Annotated in this window: 16 protein-coding genes and 1 pseudogene; 6 read left to right on the forward strand and 11 right to left on the reverse strand. The window is 69.0% G+C overall.

What is annotated here, in order from left to right; translation table 11 throughout:
• Positions 1 to 6: 6 nt before the first annotated feature.
• Positions 7 to 405 carry a DUF3037 domain-containing protein gene (locus D7Y04_RS02465; RefSeq protein WP_121758187.1) on the reverse strand — a complete coding sequence of 133 codons (399 nt, stop codon included), beginning with the start codon at positions 403 to 405 and terminating at the stop codon, positions 7 to 9.
• Complete coding sequence (locus D7Y04_RS02470) at positions 383 to 1165, reverse strand: HipA family kinase (protein WP_121758188.1); 783 nt, start codon at positions 1163 to 1165, stop codon at positions 383 to 385. The genes D7Y04_RS02465 and D7Y04_RS02470 overlap by 23 nt, the downstream gene beginning before the upstream one ends.
• A gap of 121 nt (positions 1166 to 1286) precedes the next feature.
• On the opposite strand from D7Y04_RS02470, the gene D7Y04_RS02475 reads away from it, so the two are divergent.
• Together D7Y04_RS02475 and D7Y04_RS02480 are read left to right on the forward strand one after the other, a co-directional pair.
• On the forward strand, positions 1287 to 1730 hold the full coding sequence (locus D7Y04_RS02475) for a MarR family winged helix-turn-helix transcriptional regulator (RefSeq protein WP_120574685.1): 444 nt from the start codon (positions 1287 to 1289) through the stop codon (positions 1728 to 1730).
• Between the two features lie 44 nt (positions 1731 to 1774).
• Complete coding sequence (locus D7Y04_RS02480) at positions 1775 to 2218, forward strand: organic hydroperoxide resistance protein (RefSeq protein ID WP_120593733.1); 444 nt, start codon at positions 1775 to 1777, stop codon at positions 2216 to 2218.
• 25 nt (positions 2219 to 2243) lie between these two features.
• On the opposite strand, the gene D7Y04_RS02485 is transcribed toward D7Y04_RS02480, so the two are convergent.
• Both D7Y04_RS02485 and D7Y04_RS02490 read right to left on the reverse strand, forming a co-directional pair.
• Complete coding sequence (locus tag D7Y04_RS02485; RefSeq protein WP_121758189.1) at positions 2244 to 3632, reverse strand: rhodanese-like domain-containing protein; 1389 nt, start codon at positions 3630 to 3632, stop codon at positions 2244 to 2246.
• Entirely contained in the window at positions 3613 to 4509 is an 897-nt protein-coding gene (locus D7Y04_RS02490) for a bestrophin family protein (RefSeq protein ID WP_121758190.1), read from the reverse strand. Before D7Y04_RS02490 ends, D7Y04_RS02485 begins: the two co-directional genes overlap by 20 nt.
• Positions 4510 to 4681: 172 nt before the next feature.
• Between D7Y04_RS02490 and D7Y04_RS02495 the strand changes: the two genes are divergently transcribed.
• Positions 4682 to 6514 carry a patatin-like phospholipase family protein gene (locus D7Y04_RS02495; RefSeq protein WP_121758191.1) on the forward strand — a complete coding sequence of 611 codons (1833 nt, stop codon included), beginning with the start codon at positions 4682 to 4684 and terminating at the stop codon, positions 6512 to 6514.
• Positions 6515 to 6520: 6 nt separating this feature from the next.
• Here D7Y04_RS02495 and D7Y04_RS02500 read toward each other — a convergent pair whose 3' ends face one another.
• The 6 genes and pseudogenes from D7Y04_RS02500 to D7Y04_RS02525 form a co-directional block, all read right to left on the reverse strand.
• Positions 6521 to 7762, reverse strand: coding sequence for a DUF6068 family protein (locus tag D7Y04_RS02500; RefSeq protein WP_121758192.1), 1242 nt, complete (start codon positions 7760 to 7762; stop codon positions 6521 to 6523).
• Positions 7763 to 7824: 62 nt separating this feature from the next.
• Positions 7825 to 9042 carry a DUF6068 family protein gene (locus tag D7Y04_RS02505; RefSeq protein WP_147477022.1) on the reverse strand — a complete coding sequence of 406 codons (1218 nt, stop codon included), beginning with the start codon at positions 9040 to 9042 and terminating at the stop codon, positions 7825 to 7827.
• A gap of 124 nt (positions 9043 to 9166) precedes the next feature.
• Positions 9167 to 9640 (reverse strand): hypothetical protein, encoded by a 474-nt coding sequence (locus D7Y04_RS02510; RefSeq protein WP_120593727.1) that lies wholly within the window; start codon positions 9638 to 9640, stop codon positions 9167 to 9169.
• Between the two features lie 43 nt (positions 9641 to 9683).
• Complete coding sequence (locus D7Y04_RS02515) at positions 9684 to 10049, reverse strand: double-CXXCG motif protein (protein ID WP_233601360.1); 366 nt, start codon at positions 10047 to 10049, stop codon at positions 9684 to 9686.
• A gap of 2 nt (positions 10050 to 10051) precedes the next feature.
• A pseudogene (locus D7Y04_RS45415) lies at positions 10052 to 10339 on the reverse strand (N-6 DNA methylase); the annotation flags it as partial.
• A gap of 257 nt (positions 10340 to 10596) precedes the next feature.
• Positions 10597 to 11577, reverse strand: a complete 981-nt coding sequence (locus D7Y04_RS02525) for a LysR family transcriptional regulator (RefSeq protein ID WP_121758196.1) — start codon at positions 11575 to 11577, stop codon at positions 10597 to 10599.
• A 52-nt stretch (positions 11578 to 11629) separates the two neighbouring features.
• On the opposite strand from D7Y04_RS02525, the gene D7Y04_RS02530 reads away from it, so the two are divergent.
• Both D7Y04_RS02530 and D7Y04_RS02535 read left to right on the forward strand, forming a co-directional pair.
• Positions 11630 to 12058 carry a DoxX family protein gene (locus D7Y04_RS02530; protein WP_120593723.1) on the forward strand — a complete coding sequence of 143 codons (429 nt, stop codon included), beginning with the start codon at positions 11630 to 11632 and terminating at the stop codon, positions 12056 to 12058.
• Between the two features lie 45 nt (positions 12059 to 12103).
• Entirely contained in the window at positions 12104 to 14131 is a 2028-nt protein-coding gene (locus tag D7Y04_RS02535; protein WP_121758197.1) for a hypothetical protein, read from the forward strand.
• On the opposite strand, the gene D7Y04_RS02540 is transcribed toward D7Y04_RS02535, so the two are convergent.
• Positions 14132 to 15835, reverse strand: a complete 1704-nt coding sequence (locus D7Y04_RS02540) for an amidohydrolase (RefSeq protein ID WP_370457080.1) — start codon at positions 15833 to 15835, stop codon at positions 14132 to 14134.
• A 171-nt stretch (positions 15836 to 16006) separates the two neighbouring features.
• Between D7Y04_RS02540 and D7Y04_RS02545 the strand changes: the two genes are divergently transcribed.
• Complete coding sequence (locus tag D7Y04_RS02545) at positions 16007 to 16663, forward strand: HAD family hydrolase (protein ID WP_370457081.1); 657 nt, start codon at positions 16007 to 16009, stop codon at positions 16661 to 16663.
• Positions 16664 to 16676 lie beyond the last annotated feature (13 nt).

Here is a 16676-nt window from a genome sequence, read left to right on the forward strand (position 1 = left end):
CTGGCGTCAGACCGCGGGCTTCACCCGCACCATCGTGTCCAGCAGGTGCTCCAGCGCGCGGTCCGGGTCGTCACACAGGCCCGCGTGCACCGGGCCCGTCTGGAGCATCGTGCTCCGCGGCGCCACCAGCCAGTGCCAGCGCTCCTTCTGCGGCAGCCGTCCAATGGGCCCCGCGTCCTTCCCGCCCACGCACACGCGGCGGAAGCTCTCCAGGTGGCCCGCGAGCAGCTCCACGTCCGCGTCCGGCGACAATGCCTTCAGCCGCGCGGTATCCAATTCCACGCGCGCTCCCAGGAAGCGGTGCTGCACGCAGAAGAGGACGACGCCCACGTTGATGAACTCCTCGCGCTCCACGCGAGGCACCAGCCGGATGATGGCGTAATCAAACGAGCTGGGCGTGGGCACGCGTCGCCTCCTCGATGAACCCCGGCGCCGCTTCCAGCCTGCGCATCAGCCACGTCACGTACGCCGCGCGGTGCTCCGACGTGGACGCGAACGCGGGCTCCTGGCCCAGCCACGCCTCCGGAATGGACCCCACGATGCGCTCCACCACCTCCCGCGTCACCCGCGCCTGGAGCAGGTCCCCGGCCTCCGCCAGCCCGTGCGCCCACGGCAGCAGCACGTGGTCCTTGATGGGCGCGAACCGCGTCTGGCTGCGCTCCTCCCACCCGTCCCACGAGTGGTGGAAGTACATCGCCGCCCCGTGGTCGATGAGCCAGAGGTTGCGGTGCCACACCAGGAGGTTGGGGTTCTTCGGCGTGCGGTCCACGTTCGTCACGAACGCGTCGAAGGCCACGATGGCGGACGCCACCTGCGCCTCCGGCACCGGCACCGCCAGCGGGTCGAACGTCACCGAGCGCGGCAGGTAGTCCAGCGCCAGGTTCAACCCCGCGCTCGACTTGAGCAGCTCGCGGATTTCACTGTCCGGCTCGTTGCGCCCCAGTGACACGTCCAGCTCCACGAACACCAGCTCCGGAACGCGCAGGCCCAGCACGCGAGCAATCTCTCCCGCCAACAGCTCCGCGATGAGCGCCTTCGCTCCCTGGCCCGCGCCACGGAACTTCACGACATAGAGCCCCGCGTCGTTCGCCTCCACGATGGCGGGCAGCGAGCCCCCTTCGCGCAAGGGCGTCACGTAGCGCGTGGCGGTGACCGTCCTGAGCATCACTCGTCCTCGACAGTTCCCGGGCACTCCGGGGGTGGCGGCTGTACCACACCCCTGCCCACCTTCCCAGCGCGCCTCCAATTCAGTTGCGCGCAATTCAATTGCGCACTACATATTCCCCATGTCGACGGATGACTTCCTCCGGCTGGACCTGCAGCTGTGCTTCCCGCTCTACGCGGCGTCGCGCGCGATGGTGCAGGCCTACACGCCGCTGCTGGCGAAGCTGGGGCTCACCTATCCGCAGTACCTGGTGATGCTGGTGCTCTGGGAGACGGACGGAGTGACGGTGAAGGAGCTGGGGGAGAAGCTGTACCTGGACTCCGGGACGCTCACGCCGCTGCTCAAGCGGCTGGAGACGCAGGGCTTCGTGCGCCGCGAGCGTTCCACGGAGGACGCGCGGTCGGTGACGGTGTCGCTCACCGCGCAGGGTAAGGCCCTGCGCCGCAAGGCCGCGTCCATCCCGGAGGCCATTGTCTGCCGCACCGGTTTGACGCTGGAGGAGTTGTCGCGGCTGCGCCGGGACATCCAGCGGCTGTTCGAAAAGGTTTCCTCACGCAGCGCTTGAGACACACGCGGTTTCCAACCACGAAGTCACGAAGGAGCAACACCATGGCCCCGGTCCAGATCTCGCCGCTCTACTCCACCACCGCCATCACGCACGGCGGCCGCAACGGCAAGCTGCTCCTCGAGAACAGCCCGCTGGACGGCCTGGAGCTGGCCATGCCGAAGCAGCTGGGCGGCTCCGGCAAGGAGACGGCCACCAACCCCGAGCAGCTCTTCGCCGCGGGCTTCTCCTCCTGCTTCGAGAGCGCGCTGCGCCTGGTCGCGGGCAAGGCCGGCAAGAAGCTGGATGAGAAGGCCGGCGTGAAGGCCACCGTCACCATCGGCAAGACGCCGGACGGCGGCTTCGGCCTGGCGGTGGAGCTCACGGGCATCCTCCCGGGCGTCCCCCGCGAGGAGGCGCAGAAGCTGATGGAGGCCGCCCACCAGGTGTGCCCGTACTCCAACGCCACGCGCGGCAACATCGAGGTGAAGGTCTCCGTCGCGGAGTAGTCCTTCACGGCTGGCGGAGGCAGGGCTAGACCTTGCCTGCCTCCACCACACGCACCGTCTCCGAGCCGTCGAAGCGCGCCTCGAAGATGGGCAGCCCGTTCGCCAGGCTCTTGAGCGTGTGGCCCAGCTGCGTGGCGGCGAGGGCGTTCATCTCCGTGCGCAGCGGCTCCACCTGGTGCGGCTCCACCTTCACCCACCTGGGCAGGCGCTGGAAGAACTCCACGTAGTGGTCGCGGTGCTTCGCCGCCACCTGCGGGTGCGCGACGAACACCTGCTTGGGCCCCACGGACGGAGACACCAGCGGGATGGGCGCCATGTCCCAGAGTTCCTCCTCCACGAACACCGTCAACACCGCCGCTTCGTCGTGCTCGCCGGAGAGCGTGACGAACTCCAGCTCCGGCACGCCCTGCCAGCGCAGGTCGTGGAATGCGCGCAGGAACGAGCGCACCAGGTCCGGCCGCACGCCGTAGTCCTGGGGCCGCGTGAGCATCAGCTTCAGGTGGCCGCAGCCCATGTGCGCGGGCTCCAGCAACTGCTCCATCACCACGGGTCGCGCGTCCACGGGCGGATGGTCCACGAACGCGTGCCAGCCCGCCTCGTCGTCCTTGGTCGGCAGGCGCTGGCTGGACAGGCGCTGATCCGCCGCGAGCGCCGCCACCAGCTTCCCCCACGCGAGCGTGTCCGTGTGCATGTAGAAGCGGCCGAACACCTCCAGCTCCTGGAAGAGGAGCTCCTCCACCGTCGCGTCATCGAACCGGGCGCCGGTGACGTTCTCCACGGCGGCCAGCGCCAGCAGGAACTCGCCCGCGTCGCCACCCGGCGTGCCGATGACGCCCTGCTCGTCACGGCCGTCCACGCACGAGCGGCGCCCCGTCATCAGCAGCGCGGACAGCCGCGCCCAGCGCACCTGGCTGGGGTCGCCCACGTGCCGCTCGATGTGTTCCTTCGCCAGCGGGCCCGTGGTGGGCCCTTCTTCCGCCGCGAAGGTGGGCGTGGTGAGGCCGCGCTCGAAGATGGCCGCGCGACGGCTGGTGGAGTATCCCGCCGTGCGCCAGGCAATCATGCCGCCAGCCAGCGCGGCCACGTACTGCATGCCCAGCGCGTGCAGGTACTGCGCCGCCAGTCCCGCGCGCCGGCCGCTGTGCGACACGAGCACCACGGGCACGTCCGGACCCAACTGCTGATGCACCTCCGCGATGCGCTCCAGCGGCACCCAGAGCGAGCCCGGGATGTGACCCATCACCCCCGTGAGGTCTTCCTTCTCACGGATGTCGATGACGCGGATGGCCCGGCCCTGCTCGGCGACGAACTGCACTGGCACCCGAGGCGTCATCGCGCCGCTGGCGCGCAGCTCTGCCTTCCATTTGCGCTGGAAGAGGACGGAGCTCGCGGGCTCAGGTGGCGGAGTCGGCATGGGCGCTCGCGGTGGAGGTGGGCAGGAGCGCCAGCAGGTTGTTCTGGATGCTCTGGCAGATGGTATCGAGCGGCAGGTCGTTGTCGTCCGTGCCGAAGGGGTCCTCGATCTCGACGCCAATCTCTTCGATACCAAAGAAGACATACGCGACGAGGAACGTGGCCAGGACTGTCACCCAGCCAAAGGTGTCCACCAGCGCGAAGGGCAGGGTGAAGCAGTAGAGGATGAGCGCGCGGCGCACGTGCACCATGTACGCGAAGGGCATGGGCGTGCGGTGGATGCGCTCACAACCCCCCAGGTAGTCGATGAGCTGGTGGACGTTCTGGTCCAGCTGCATCTGGACGTACTCGGGATAGAGCCCCTGGCGGCGGCCCTCGTCCAGCACGGCGGTCATCCGGCGGGCCACGTTGAGGGGCACGTGCTGGGCCTTGAGCGCGTCCGCCACCTCCCCGGAGGGCAGGGTGTCCGTGTGGGGGCCCAGGTGCCGCTGCTGGCCGCGCAGCCACGCGGCGGTGGCGAAGGGGAACATGGCCGTCCAGCGCACCAGCGTGGCGAACAGCTCCGTGCGGCCCAGGAAGGGCTCCGACGCGCGGACCAGGTTGCGCGTCTCGTTGACGATGCCGCCCCAGAGCTTCCGGCCCTCCCAGAAGCGGTCATAGGAAGCGTTGGTTCGGAACACGAGCAGGAGGCTCAGCGAGATGCCCGCCAGCGTGTGCACTGTCGGGGGCACGCCCACGTCGCGCACGTGCTTCGAGAAGCCCACCACGGCCGCGGCCCAGACAACGCACATCAACACTCGGCCGACGATCTCCTTCACCATCGAACCGCGCAGGTAGTGGAAGTAGCTCCACCAGCGATGCGGGTCATACTCAACCATGTAGGGGATACCCTCCGGAACGGGAGGCGCATGCTAACCGCACCGCGACGCGTCGCGAGCAGTGCTTTGCGAGATTGCGGATGCCAGACGTTTCGGGTGATGGCCGGGCGTCGGGGGCTTCAGCTAAGGAGGAAGACGGTCCGTCCACTCCCTCGTCAAGGAGGCGTCTTCCATGCGCCGTCACCTCACGCCCCTGCTGATGTTCCTCGCCGCCACGGCGAGCGGTTGCAGCTTCCTGCGCACGGACGTCCTGCTGGACACGCTCAACACCCCGGACTCGTCGAATCCGAAGGACGTGCCGGTCCGGGTGCCGGCGGTGGAGCGCGTGGCGGGGCTGACGCGCGCGCAGCTGACGGACTCCTATGTGGACCCGGCGCGCGCGGGCGCGTGGATGGAAGCGCTGGGCGCGTCTCCGGAGGCCGTGCTGGACATGTCCGCGTGCCTGGTCCAGCACGCGGGCAACGACTCGGCGTCCTGCTATGAGAACGACGCGCACACGGGCTACGTCGACCGGACCGTGAAGGCGTCGGCGTGGGGCGTGCCGATGCCCGCGCAGTCCCTCCCCGTGGCGGCAGCGGCGGCGGAGGAGGTGGACGCGGAGCGCTTCCTCGCGAACGCGATGGGCATTGGTCCGTCGCTCGCGGCGTTGCAGCAGTCGCTGGAGGTGCCGCTGACGCGCGAGGTGCTCGCGCAGGGCATCCAGCGGGGCGCGGCGTCCGCGGCGGCGTACGTGCGGGCGCGCTCGTGGCGGCGCGACCTGCAGCGGCCCAGCAACGCGGTGGTGCTGAGCGGTGGCGGGGCCAACGGGGCGTTCAGCGCGGGGGCCATGTGGCGGCTGTTGGGCATCCTGGAGCAGTGCCGGGGCAAGCCCGCGCCGGAGGGGTGCGGCGACGCGCGAATCGACCTGGCGGCGGGGACGAGCACGGGCGCGCTCATCAGCACGCTGGTGGACCTGTTCCACACGCCGGGCCAGGAGGCGAACGCGCGGCGGCTCTTGCTGGGCAACTACACGTGCACGGTGGAGTCGGACCTGTACTGCGTGAACTCCACGTGGTTGTGGAACCTGGCGGAGGACACGCGGGGCCTGGTGAAGTTCGACGGCATCTATACGAAGCTGGATCAATTCATCCAGCCGGAGATGTTGCACAACGGCACGGAGCTGGTGTCGGTGTCGGTGGATTTCCAGACGGGCGACGTGTTCAGCGTGAGCGACCAGGACCCGGCGGACTTCAGGCCGGGCGCGTCGGACCATCTGCGCAAGGGCGGGATGATTCACGCCATCGTGGCGTCCATCGCGGAGCCGGTGCTGTCGAACCCTGCGGGCAAGCTGCCGTCGGCGGCGGGTGACCGCACGGGGACGTACTACGACGGCGGGGTGCGCTCCGGGCTTCCGCTGCTCCAGGCGGTGGAGCGTGGGGCGGAGCGCGTGCTGGTGATTTCGACGGGAGGGATGAACCCGTCACCGGCGATGGATCCGAAGAACGCGATGAGCGTGCTGATGCGCACCATCGATTTGTTCGTGGCGCAGCCGCGCGTGGCGGAGGTGCAGCAGGCGGAGTTGCTCGCGGTGACGCGCCGGCTGGGCGAGTACAACGTCTGCACGCTGCGCGGCGCGACGGAGGACTTCTGCCGCCGCAAGGGCACGGGCTTCCAGCCGCGGATGGTGGGGCCGGGGGCGGGGCAGGCGGTGTGGATGGGCTCGGCGCGCTTCGACCAGGTGGCGAGCAGCTGGCGCAGCACGTGGATGTTCAAGCCGGAGTCGGGGCTGGCGACGGCGAGCGGCTACTCGTTCACGCCGGAGGTGATGCAGCCGCTCTTCGTGGCGGGCGTGGAGTCCATGCAGAAGCGCTGCAAGGAAGTGCTGTCCCTGTTCGACATCCAGGGCTCGCTGGCGGCAACGGAGTGCGCGCGTCAGTTGGTGGAGGTGGCGGACGAGGCGCGCGAGGCGCTCCCGTCCGTGGCGCAGTGCCGCGCGGACAAGCCGGAGCGCCGCACGTGTGACTGACGCGCGCTACCTGCCGCCGTCGATGACCCACTTGCCCCAGCCGGCGAGCGCGGTGCCGTCCTCGGGCACGCGCTTGCCCTTGGGCGGGGAGTGGTAGACGGCGTCGGCGAGCGGCATGAAGCGGGCCTCGTCCGCGAGTCCGTTGAGCGCGGCGCCCCAAGGGTCGGCGGCGTAGGTGGTGACCTGCACCCGGCGCTCGGCGCCCTCGCCCGCGGGCGCTTCGAGGATGAACGCGGGGATGGGGTGCTGGGCGACGGTGAACGTCTCTCGGCGCGGCGGCGCGGTGCCGGCGGCGACGGGAGGCCACTGCTGAGGCTGGCCGATGGCTTCGCTGACGGCGGCGAGCAGGGCCTCTTCCAGGGGCTGGGCTTCCGCGTCGCGGAGGTCGGCGCAGGGGGCGTCGCCGGTGGGGCCGGTCAGCTCCTTGCGAAGGAGGAAGCCGCGCTCGGCGCCCAGGCAGACGCGGCGCACGGAGGACGTGCCGGAGAGGTCCTGGCGCACGTCGTACCAGGTGCCCGGGCCCCAGGGCCGGTCGAGCACGGGCACGTTGCCCGCGGCGTCGGAGCCCTGGCGGAAGGACACGAGCGTGAGCTGCTGGCTGCCGCTGGCGCCGAAGCCGGAGAGCGTGGTGCTGGCGTCGAGCAGGCCATGGGTGAGGTACAGCGGGCCGGGCTCATTGGCGTAGAGGCGGTTCTGGAGGGGGCCGTCGCTGGGGCGGCGGTCGTCCAGGAAGCGGCGGGCATCCCAGGTGCGTCCGGCGGCGGTGGTCTGTTCGGCGGAGCGCTGGCCGCGGTGCTCGTCCTTCCACGGCTGCGTCTCCTCCATGCGCATGGGCAGCACGCGAGGCTGGGAGAGGCGCGGGTGGGCCAGGGGCCTGCCCTGATCATCCGTGAAGGTGACGGTGAGCCACGCCCAAGGCGCCTGGACGGAGACGACCTCCAGCGTGACATGGCCGGCCACGCCCACGCCGGTGTCCGCGCCAGGGCGGCCCCGGTGGGCGGAGAAGGCGTACTCCACGCGGTCGCCCACGCGGGCGCGCTGCCACGGCGAGGGCGTGGCGGGGGTGTCGGGGGCGCCAGCGTCCAGTACGGAGGCTTCGGTCGGAGCGGAGGCGTCGGGCTGCGCGGTGGCGGTGGCGGTGGTGCCGTCGGAGGGGGAGACGGCACGGGGCTTCATGCTCTCGCAGCCCGTGGTCAGCAGGAGCGCGGAGCACAGCAGGAGGGGAGCGCGGGAGAGGGGGCGTCGCATGCGGTCGCTAGATACACGGAGCCCCGCGTGGAGCCGCGTGGAGGGTGTCCGCATGAGTGGCGTCAACGTGCGCTGGTCGACAGCTCGGGGGATTCCTCCAGCCACGTGCCCCAGCGAATGAGCCGACTGTCGGAACGGTATTCGCGCGCTCCTTCCTCGGACTGTCGGTACACCCCTTCCGAGAGCCGGTCGAAGCGAACCTCCATGGGAAGCCCCTGGAGCACGGGACTCCACAGGTCCGTGGGATAGCTCCTGGACCGCATCCAGGAGGCGCCACCGTTTTGATGAGCAGGGGCTTCTTCGAGGTACGCCACCACGGACGCTTGTCCCAGTTGGACCCGCACCTTCCTGGGGAGCGGGGCTCCGTAGTCACGAGGCGGCCAGGTGGGAATGTAGACGGAGTCGTTGACGAGGTTGATCAACGCATCCTCCAACGCAACGACCTCCGCGCCCTGGAAGTCATCACACCGGACTTCGTCCCGCGGTTTTTCCCAAACCTTGCGCAGCAAATAGCCCTGTTCCGCGCCAAGACAGACTTGCTTCCGGACGTCACCCCAACTGGCGCGCTCCTGCGTCTCGTACCAGGTGCCTGGGCCCCAAGGGTTGCCCATGACAGGAGGGGTTCCCTGGACCGTGCCTGTGCCTCGCTGGAATGACACGAGCGCAAGCGAATGGCCTGCGGACATGCTGTAACCCATCGAGAAGAAGGAGACCTTGAGCAACCCGTTGGTGAGATAGAGCGGCCCGGGAGTCGTGGCGTAGAGCCGGTGCTGCGTGGGGCCGTCCCCCGGAGAGTCGTCGCGGGCAATCCGTTGGACGATCCAGTGCTGACCGGCAGCGAAGGCCCAGAGGCGGGTGGTGCTGGTGCTACCGCTTTCGATGGGGTCGGGGGGATTCGCCGGAGCCTGCCCCATGCGCATGGGCAGCACGAAGCCGTGGCTCAGGAACGGATGCGGATGGGGTTGGCGGTCATTCCGGGTCACCCGGATGAAGAGCCAGACCCAGGGGGACCGGACAGCGATGACCTCCACGAAGAGCTGGCCCGCCGAAGCGCTGGTCCCCCGGCGCGAACCGATCCGGTCCGCGTGGAAGGCATATTCCACGCGGTCGCCCACGCGCGCGTCCTGCCACGATGTGGGCACCTGGACCGAGGTGCTCCCTGGAGGAACCTCCGTCACGGTACTGAAGCCCCGGGGCCTGGACGTCCCGCAGCCCATGAGCAGGACCAGGGCCACACCGGCCACTGCGATGAATCCCTGACGGAAAGACTGTCGTTGCATCTGGCGGATGCCCCCTGTCTGCCATTGACGCACATGCCGGACTCTTCCGCCAGGGAACTCCACCTTGAGTGGAAACCGCTGCTCAAGTACTTGCTCCTTGGACCTGAACGCAGGCGGATGTGCGTCACAGCGTTCGAGGAACCCACGGACTGTCGGCGAAATACTCGCGATAGGTCTCCGTGTAGTCCCGCCGGATCTCTCCATGCTCGTACAGACGAAAAGGGATCTCACCTCCATCGAGCAGTATGAAAACCCGCTGCGACAAACGCTCTGACAAGAAGCGGGCGATGCCATCACCCAAGACCGAGTCGAGTCTTGTGATGGACCGATTGTCTCCAAAGAGGCGGACGACGACGTTGAACCGGCTCATGTCGAATTCTTCGAAGAACCATTCGTCCTTGAGCCCGTGCTCCTGCATGAAGGCGCGCGTGTAGGCGAACGCCTGGGTGAGGTCCAGTACCATCAGGTGCAGGCCACAGACATGAGGGGTGTTGGGGTCAAGAAATGCAGGCCCCAGACACTCGCGAAGGGCGACCTCGACCTCGGCCTGTCCCGCTTCTTCAACGTAGAGCACGACATCTGTTTCGCCTTCGCTCATGGCTACTTCTCCCGCAGCGGCGTAGGTGCCCGCAGCCCAGACGCTACTCCACGGAGATCTCCCGGTAGACCATGTCGCTGGGGCCCAACCGGTTCACGGTGTCGACGAAGCGCTCGGAGACGACGATGCGGGTGGTCTCTTTCACGCCGAAGAGGTCGAAGTCCTTGGGGATGGATTCACCGAGCAACCATCGCTCCGGTGGAAGATAGAAACCGTGGCTCCCGCAGCCATCGCAGGTGGGCACCCGGTCACGGTCCTGGATGCACGCGGGATGCAGCTTCGCCAGAGGACGTGCTTCTAATTCATATTGAGGCAGTTCCTTCGTGCGGCGGTTCCGCAACTCCGCCCAGACCGGGATGATGCCTTTCAGCCCTGCCTCTTGAATTGCTGCGAGCGTGTCCTCACGCAGGAGGACCTGCCACGCAACCTCCCGTAGTTGAAGTGCGTCAGGTACAGGAAGCGGTGCAGGCGCGCCACGTCGCCTTGGGGCTTGGCGTCGAAGAGGCTCTTGAACGTCTTCTCGTCGCCCACCCACGGCAGCTTCTTCAGCTTAGCCAGGCTCGCGGGCGTCAGCTTCTGGAGGAGCCGGTACGCGTCGGCGGAGGGCTCCACATACGTCTTGTGCGCGGGCAGCATGGCCACCAGCCGCTTCGCCAGGCGCTTCTTGCCGGCCGGGCTGCCCCAGATGGTTTTCTCCACTGGCTCACCACCCTGGAGGAACTCCAGGACGTCACGGGCGTCGCCTCGGCCTTGGCCGTGGAGGTCGACTCCTGCGTCGTCGCGTTGCCCCCAGCGTCGCAGGTGAAGTGGGGATCGGTGTCGAGGTGGCCTGCATGGCGTTTCGTCTCCGGAAGAGACAAAGGCCCGCGGCGCGAAATCGGGGACATCACCAAGTGACGGCGAGCGTCGTGGTGCGGCAGAGGCCGTGGTACTGCCGAAGGCCGATGCCGGCTCGTTCAGCATTGTCGCGGGCGTTGCGGGTCTTTCGCGCGCGTGACACCTACCGCTCGACATTGGCGAGTGGGGAGCCCCGTTTCGACGATGAAGTCGATGAGCGTGCGCACGGCGAGCGGCATCAGCTCGCGCTCGTGGTAGACAACCGAGAGGAGCGTCTGCGCGCCGATGTGCTTGGCGAGAACCCGCACCAGCGTGCCGGCAGCGACCTCTGCCTGCGCCAGGAAATCGGGGAGCAGCGCGATGCCAAGGCTGGTCCGTGCCGCGCCGAGCAGCACGAACATGTCGTTGGAAGTCATGCGCGGATGAATGCGCACGCTGCCCCCCTTGAGGCGCGGCCAGCTCAGCGAGGGCGTTTCTCCGAGCACGAATGGACTCAAGCAAGCGTGCCTGCGCAGGTCCGTAGGGCGCTTGGGAGTTCCTGCCCTTGCCAGATACTCAGGCGTCGCCACGCAGACCAGCGTGTTCGTACCCAACTTGCGTGACACCAGGTTGAGCGGCGTCGACGCGACGGGGCCGGAGCGCAGCGCGAGGTCAAATCCGCCGTGAATCAAATCGACGTGCGTATTACTGGCGTCCACCTCCAGGACAACGTCGGGATGGCGCAACGAGAACTGACCGAAGAGTTCCCCCAGGGAGTCGGGGGCTCCGGTAGGAACGGAGATGCGCACCCGGCCCTCAACCTTGCCACTCGGCCGCTGAACGATGGCGCGCGCACGCTCGAGTGCTTCGACCGAGTGGCGCGCGTGCTGGTAGAACTCGGCGCCCGCGTCGGTGAGCGCCTGCCTTCGGGTCGTGCGTTTGAGGAGGCGTATTCCGAGGCGTTCTTCGAGCCGTTGCAAGCGCCGTCCAACGGTCGAGCGTGGCAGGCGCAGCTCTTTCGCGGCACGTGAGAGCGAGCGCGTGTCGACCACACGCACGAAGGCGATCAGCTCGGCTGTCTCCGGTAGGTCGTCCATTTGGAGCAAATCGTAGCCAATCATTCCAGTTTTTGCATGGTTGCCTCAGGCCGGTGCGAAGGCTTAGGCAAGTGCCATGAGAACGAAACTCCTGTACTGGGTGCCTACCGGCTTGCTGGCGGCGATGTTTCTGATGTCCGGCACCTTCAACGTCACTCGCCAGCCCAACGTGATGGAGATCCTGGCGCGTCTGGGCTACCCCAGCTACCTGGCCACGATCCTTGGAGTTTGGAAGCTGCTCGCCGCAGTCACCTTGGTGTTCGGCTCGCGTTGGCCGCGCTTGAAGGAATGGGCGTTCGCGGGCCTGTTCTTCGACCTCAGCGGTGCGATCATCTCTCACGTAGCCTCCCGTGACACCGTCGCCAGCAGTGTGCCCGCTGGGGTACTGCTTGTGCTGACCGGCATCACCTACGCGGCGCAGCGACGGTTCGGTCCTGCCGGCTCGGCGTTGAACGGAGCACCTCGGCCAGTCGCATCTGTTGGCCACGTTGCTCAGCCCCGCTGACAGGCATCAAGTACAGTGGGCCCTCTCTCTTTCGGAGCCCCACGCATGCCTTCGCCTCTGTCCATCCGCCGTGTCGTCCTCTACAAGCACGGCGTCGGCTACTTCGAGCGCCGGGGGAAGGTGACCGGCAGCGAGACCGCGCACCTGGACTTCAAGGCGCGCGACATGAACGACGTGCTCAAGTCCATGACCGTGCTGGACCTGAACGGCGGCTCCGTGTCCGCCGTGAGCTACGACTCCACCAAGCCCCTGGAGCAGCTCCTCTCCGAAGCCACCATCCGCATCCCGGAACACGGCAGCCTCACCGCGCTGCTCGGCCAGGTGAAGGGCGCCCGCGTCCGCGCCCGCGTCGGCGGCGCTCAGGTGGAAGGCGCCATCGTCGGCCTGGAGTCCCTGCCCGTCGTCCAGGGGGAGGCCAGCGTCGTGCGCCCCTTCCTCACGCTGCTCGTCGGCGCGTCGCTGCGCACCTTCGACGTGCTGGAGCTGGGCGAGCTGGAGTTCCTCGACGAGGCCGTGCGCAAGGACCTGGAGTTCTACCTGGCCACCGTCATGTCCTCGTACAAGAAGGACTCCAAGCGGCTGTCCATCCTCACCGCCGGAGAGGGCTCGCGCGAGCTGTTCGTCAGCTACGTGCTGGAGTCCCCTGTGTGGAAGACCAGCTACCGCATCCTCCTGGACGAGGGACAATCGCCCCTCCTCCAGGGCTGGGCCATGGTGGACAACACCGGTGACGAGGACTGGGTGGACGTGGAGCTGTCCCTCATCGCGGGCCTGCCCGTGTCCTTCGTCCACGACCTCTACAACCCCCGCTACATGCGCCGCCCCGTCGTGGAGGTGCGCTCGGAGACCGGCGTCGCGCCCGTCATCCCCGAGGAGGCCTACGAGAGCGCCCCCGCCGAGCCCATGATGGAGTCCGCGGACGACGAGTCCTTCGGCTCCTCCGCGGACATGGCGTCCACCATCATGCCCGCCATGGCCGCGCCCCCCGGGGCCCCCCGCAGGATGCGCGCCAAGGGCGGCCCCATGATTGGCGGCGGCGGACGCGGCGGCATGCGCGAGGCGCTGGAGCAGAGCACCTCGGTGACGACGCTGACCAAGGAGGTGGGTGACCTCTTCGAGTACGGCGTGGACCGCCCCGTCACCGTGCACCGCAACCAGAGCGCGCTCGTCCCCATCGTGCACCGCCCCTTCGAGGGCCGCCGCGTGCTGCTCTACAACCGCTCCACGCGTGAGAAGAACCCGATGTCCTGCATCGAGTTCAAGAACACCACCGGCCTCACGCTGGAGGGCGGCCCCGTCACCATCACCGAGGACGAGACCTACGTGGGCGAGGCGATGCTCGACACGCTCAAGCCCGACGACGTGCGCTTCGTCCCCTACGCCGTGGAGCTGTCCTGCACCATGTCCGTGGAGGAGGACCAGGAGGACGGCCCGGTGTTCCGCGCGCGGCTCAACCGGGGCACCCTGGTGGTGGAGTTCTTCCACCAGCGCCGCACCAAGGTCCTCGCGCGCAACAAGGCGAAGCGCCCCCAGGTGCTCTTCGTGGAGCACCCGCGCACCGGCTGGGAGTTGAAGGACACGGTCGCCCCCGCGGAGACCACGGATGGCTTCTGGCGCTTCAAGCGTGAGCTGGCCCCGGGCACCTCCGACACGCTCGTCATCACCGAGCGCACCCGCGGCCACCGCCAGTACTACCTCGGCAACCTGGGCCTGGAGGAGGTCACGTTCTTCCTCGACTCGCGCTACATCGATCCGCGCGTCGCCCAGGCCCTGCGCGACGTGGTGGCCATGCGCGAGAAGCAGTCGAAGGTCGCCCAGGACCTCCAGCGCCTCAACGAAGAGCGCAGCCAGCTCTTCAAGGACCAGGAGCGGATCCGCTCCAACATCGACTCGCTCAAGAGCGGCGCGTCCCAGCGCGAGCTGGTGGAGCGCTTCGTCACCAAGCTCAACGCACAGGAGGACCGGCTGGAGAGCATCGGTCGGGAACTGGAGCGACTCGAGCAGGAGCGCACCCGCCTGCAGGCGGAGACGAACCAGCGCATCGAGTCGCTCTCCTACGAGGCGGACCTGTAGCTACTTCGCGTCCGCGCGGAACACCTCGCGGCCCGCGACCACCGTCAGCCGGACCTGCCCGGTGAGCAGGTCCGCCGCTGGCGCGTCCACGGGGTCCACCGACAGCGCCACGAAGTCCGCGTCCATGCCCGGCTTCAGCCGGCCGCGCTGTGCCTCCGCGAACGAAGCGTAGGCCGCGCCCACCGTGAAGCCCTCCAGCGCCTCCTCACCGCTCAGGCGCTGGTCCGGGTGCCACCCACCCGGGGGCTGGCCGCTCGGGTCCTGCCGGGTGCGCGCCGCGTACAGCCCCGCGAGCACGTCCGGCCGCTCCACCGGGAAGTCGCTGCCCAGCGCCAGCACGGCGCCCGCGGCCTTCAGCTTCTGCCACGCGTAGGCGTTCTGGATGCGCTCCGAGCCCACGCGCTTCTCCGCCCAGGGCATGTCGCTGGTGGCGTGCGTGGGCTGCACGCTCGCCACGAAGCCGTTCGCGCCCAGCCGGGTGATGTCCTCGGCCGTCATGATCTGCGCGTGCTCCACGCGCGGACGCGCGGCCTTGGTCCCCGTGGTGGTCAGCTCGCGCGACAGCGTGTCCAGGAGCAGCGTGTTTGCGCGGTCGCCAATCGCATGCGTCGCCACCTGGAAGCCTCGGCCCACGAAGGCGTGCACGCGGAAGGCGTACTCCTCCGGGGACAGCAGCAGCAGGCCGCGGTGGCCGGGCTCGTCGCTGTAGGCCGCGCCCAGTGCCGCGCCCCGGCTGCCCAGCGCGCCGTCCAGGGTGAGCTTCACCGCGCGCATCGTCAGGAGCTTGCCCTGGAAGGGGCCATCCTTCAGGTACTGCACGCGGTCATCCGTCTGGCCATCCGCCATGGCGTAGACGCGCAGGGGCAGGGTGCCCGCCTTGTCCCAGGCCTGGAACAGGCGGAACGTGCGCAGGTCCATGCCCGCGTCGTGCACTCCGGTAAGGCCCACGCGCGCGCAGTGCTCCAGCGCGGACCGCATGCGTGCCTCATGCTGCTCCTTCGTGGGCAGGGGCAGCGCCTTCAGCGCCAGGTCCATGGCGTTGTCGATGAGCACGCCGCTGGGGTCGCCCCCCGGCAACCGCTGGATGGTGCCGCCCTCGGGGTCCTTCGTGTCACGGGTGATGTTCGCGCGCTTGAGCGCCGCGCCGTTGAGCCACAGCGCGTGCCCGTCGATGCGCCACAGCACCACGGGCGTGTCCTTCAGGTGCTCGCCCATGTCCGCGAGGGTGGGGAAGCGCGGCGTGTCCCAGTCGTTCTGGTCCCAGCCCTGACCCACCAGCCAGTCGCCCTGGTACGCGGTGGCTGGGGCCTTCTCCAGCCGCTGGCGCACCTCCGCCAGCGACGCGGTGCCCTCCAGCCGCACGCCCGCGAGCGCCTGTCCCAGCCCCGCCAGGTGTCCGTGCGAATCGGTGAGGCCCGGGACCACCGTCGCGTCACCCAGCTCCACCACGCGCGCGGTGGCACCCGCAGCGGCGAGCACCTCCTCACGCGTGCCCACGGCCAGCACCTTGCCGTCCCGCACTGCGAGCGCCTGGGCCTCCGGCTTCGCGGAATCCAGTGTGCGGATGCGTTTGGCCACGTACACCGTGGGCGCGTCCGCGACCGCGTGCTCCGCGGGCGTTCCCTCCGGCACGCGCCGCGAGCAACCCGCGCCCGCACACAGGACCAGCGCCCCCAGCATCCAACCGAGACGTCCTCGCATCATCCGCGCACCCGCCATGACCGTTCGTTCGCCCGGGCGGTTCGTCCCGGGACATCGCGCGCGGCACTCTGACGCACGCCCCGCGCGACGGCCAGTCTGGGATGCCTGCACGGCGGGCGCGGACCGGGCCGCGCCGCGACGCACAATCCGTGCACGCCCCGCGCGAAAGGGCGTATGGAACAGCGCGTGAGCACTGATACCCCTCGCGGCATCTGTTTCGACCTGGACGGCACGCTGGTGGATTCGCTGCCGGACATCATCGACAGCTTCCTCCACGGCTTCACGCACCACGGCCTGCCCGCGCCCTCCGTCGCGGAGGTGCGCGCGCTCATCGGCCAGCCGCTGGAGGCCATGTACACGCGCTTCGCTCCGGAGCACGCCACCACGCTCTGCGTGGCCTACCGCGAGCACTACCCGCTGAACTTCCACCGCCGCTCCCGGTCCTTCCCCGGCGTGGAGCGCGTCCTGCGCACGCTGCGCGAGCGGGGCTACCTGCTCGCCGTCGCCACCACCAAGCGCGGCGACATGGCGCGGCGCTTCGTGGACGCGATGGGGCTGGGCGGCCTGCTGCACCACGTGCAGGGCACGGACGGCTTCCCGCACAAGCCCGCGCCGGACGTCATCCACCATGCCCTGAAGGCGCTGGGCACCGGCGGCCTGTGGATGGTGGGCGACACCACGCTGGACCTGCGCGCGGGCCAGGCCGCGGGCCTCAAGACGTACGCCGTCACCTGGGGCACGCACGCGCACGAGGAGCTGGCCACCGCCACGCCGGACGAGCTCCAGCCGGACCTGGAGCGGCTGCTGCACCACTTGCCGCCGCTCGTCTGACCGCGTGGCTGGA

It is taken from the genome of Corallococcus sp. AB038B (assembly GCF_003668955.1).
GTDB lineage: Bacteria > Myxococcota > Myxococcia > Myxococcales > Myxococcaceae > Corallococcus > Corallococcus exiguus.

Bases quoted from the DNA above. Each gene is read 5' to 3' on its own strand.
- D7Y04_RS02470 (WP_121758188.1), bottom strand. From the start codon at position 1,165: ATGCTCAGGACGGTCACCGCCACGCGCTACGTGACGCCCTTGCGCGAA.
- D7Y04_RS02475 (WP_120574685.1), top strand. From the start codon at position 1,287: ATGTCGACGGATGACTTCCTCCGGCTGGACCTGCAGCTGTGCTTCCCG.
- D7Y04_RS02480 (WP_120593733.1), top strand. From the start codon at position 1,775: ATGGCCCCGGTCCAGATCTCGCCGCTCTACTCCACCACCGCCATCACG.
- D7Y04_RS02485 (WP_121758189.1), bottom strand. From the start codon at position 3,632: ATGCCGACTCCGCCACCTGAGCCCGCGAGCTCCGTCCTCTTCCAGCGC.
- D7Y04_RS02490 (WP_121758190.1), bottom strand. From the start codon at position 4,509: ATGGTTGAGTATGACCCGCATCGCTGGTGGAGCTACTTCCACTACCTG.
- D7Y04_RS02495 (WP_121758191.1), top strand. From the start codon at position 4,682: ATGCGCCGTCACCTCACGCCCCTGCTGATGTTCCTCGCCGCCACGGCG.
- D7Y04_RS02500 (WP_121758192.1), bottom strand. From the start codon at position 7,762: ATGCGACGCCCCCTCTCCCGCGCTCCCCTCCTGCTGTGCTCCGCGCTC.
- D7Y04_RS02505 (WP_147477022.1), bottom strand. From the start codon at position 9,042: ATGCAACGACAGTCTTTCCGTCAGGGATTCATCGCAGTGGCCGGTGTG.
- D7Y04_RS02510 (WP_120593727.1), bottom strand. From the start codon at position 9,640: ATGAGCGAAGGCGAAACAGATGTCGTGCTCTACGTTGAAGAAGCGGGA.
- D7Y04_RS02525 (WP_121758196.1), bottom strand. From the start codon at position 11,577: ATGATTGGCTACGATTTGCTCCAAATGGACGACCTACCGGAGACAGCC.
- D7Y04_RS02530 (WP_120593723.1), top strand. From the start codon at position 11,630: ATGAGAACGAAACTCCTGTACTGGGTGCCTACCGGCTTGCTGGCGGCG.
- D7Y04_RS02535 (WP_121758197.1), top strand. From the start codon at position 12,104: ATGCCTTCGCCTCTGTCCATCCGCCGTGTCGTCCTCTACAAGCACGGC.
- D7Y04_RS02540 (WP_370457080.1), bottom strand. From the start codon at position 15,835: ATGATGCGAGGACGTCTCGGTTGGATGCTGGGGGCGCTGGTCCTGTGT.
- D7Y04_RS02545 (WP_370457081.1), top strand. From the start codon at position 16,007: ATGGAACAGCGCGTGAGCACTGATACCCCTCGCGGCATCTGTTTCGAC.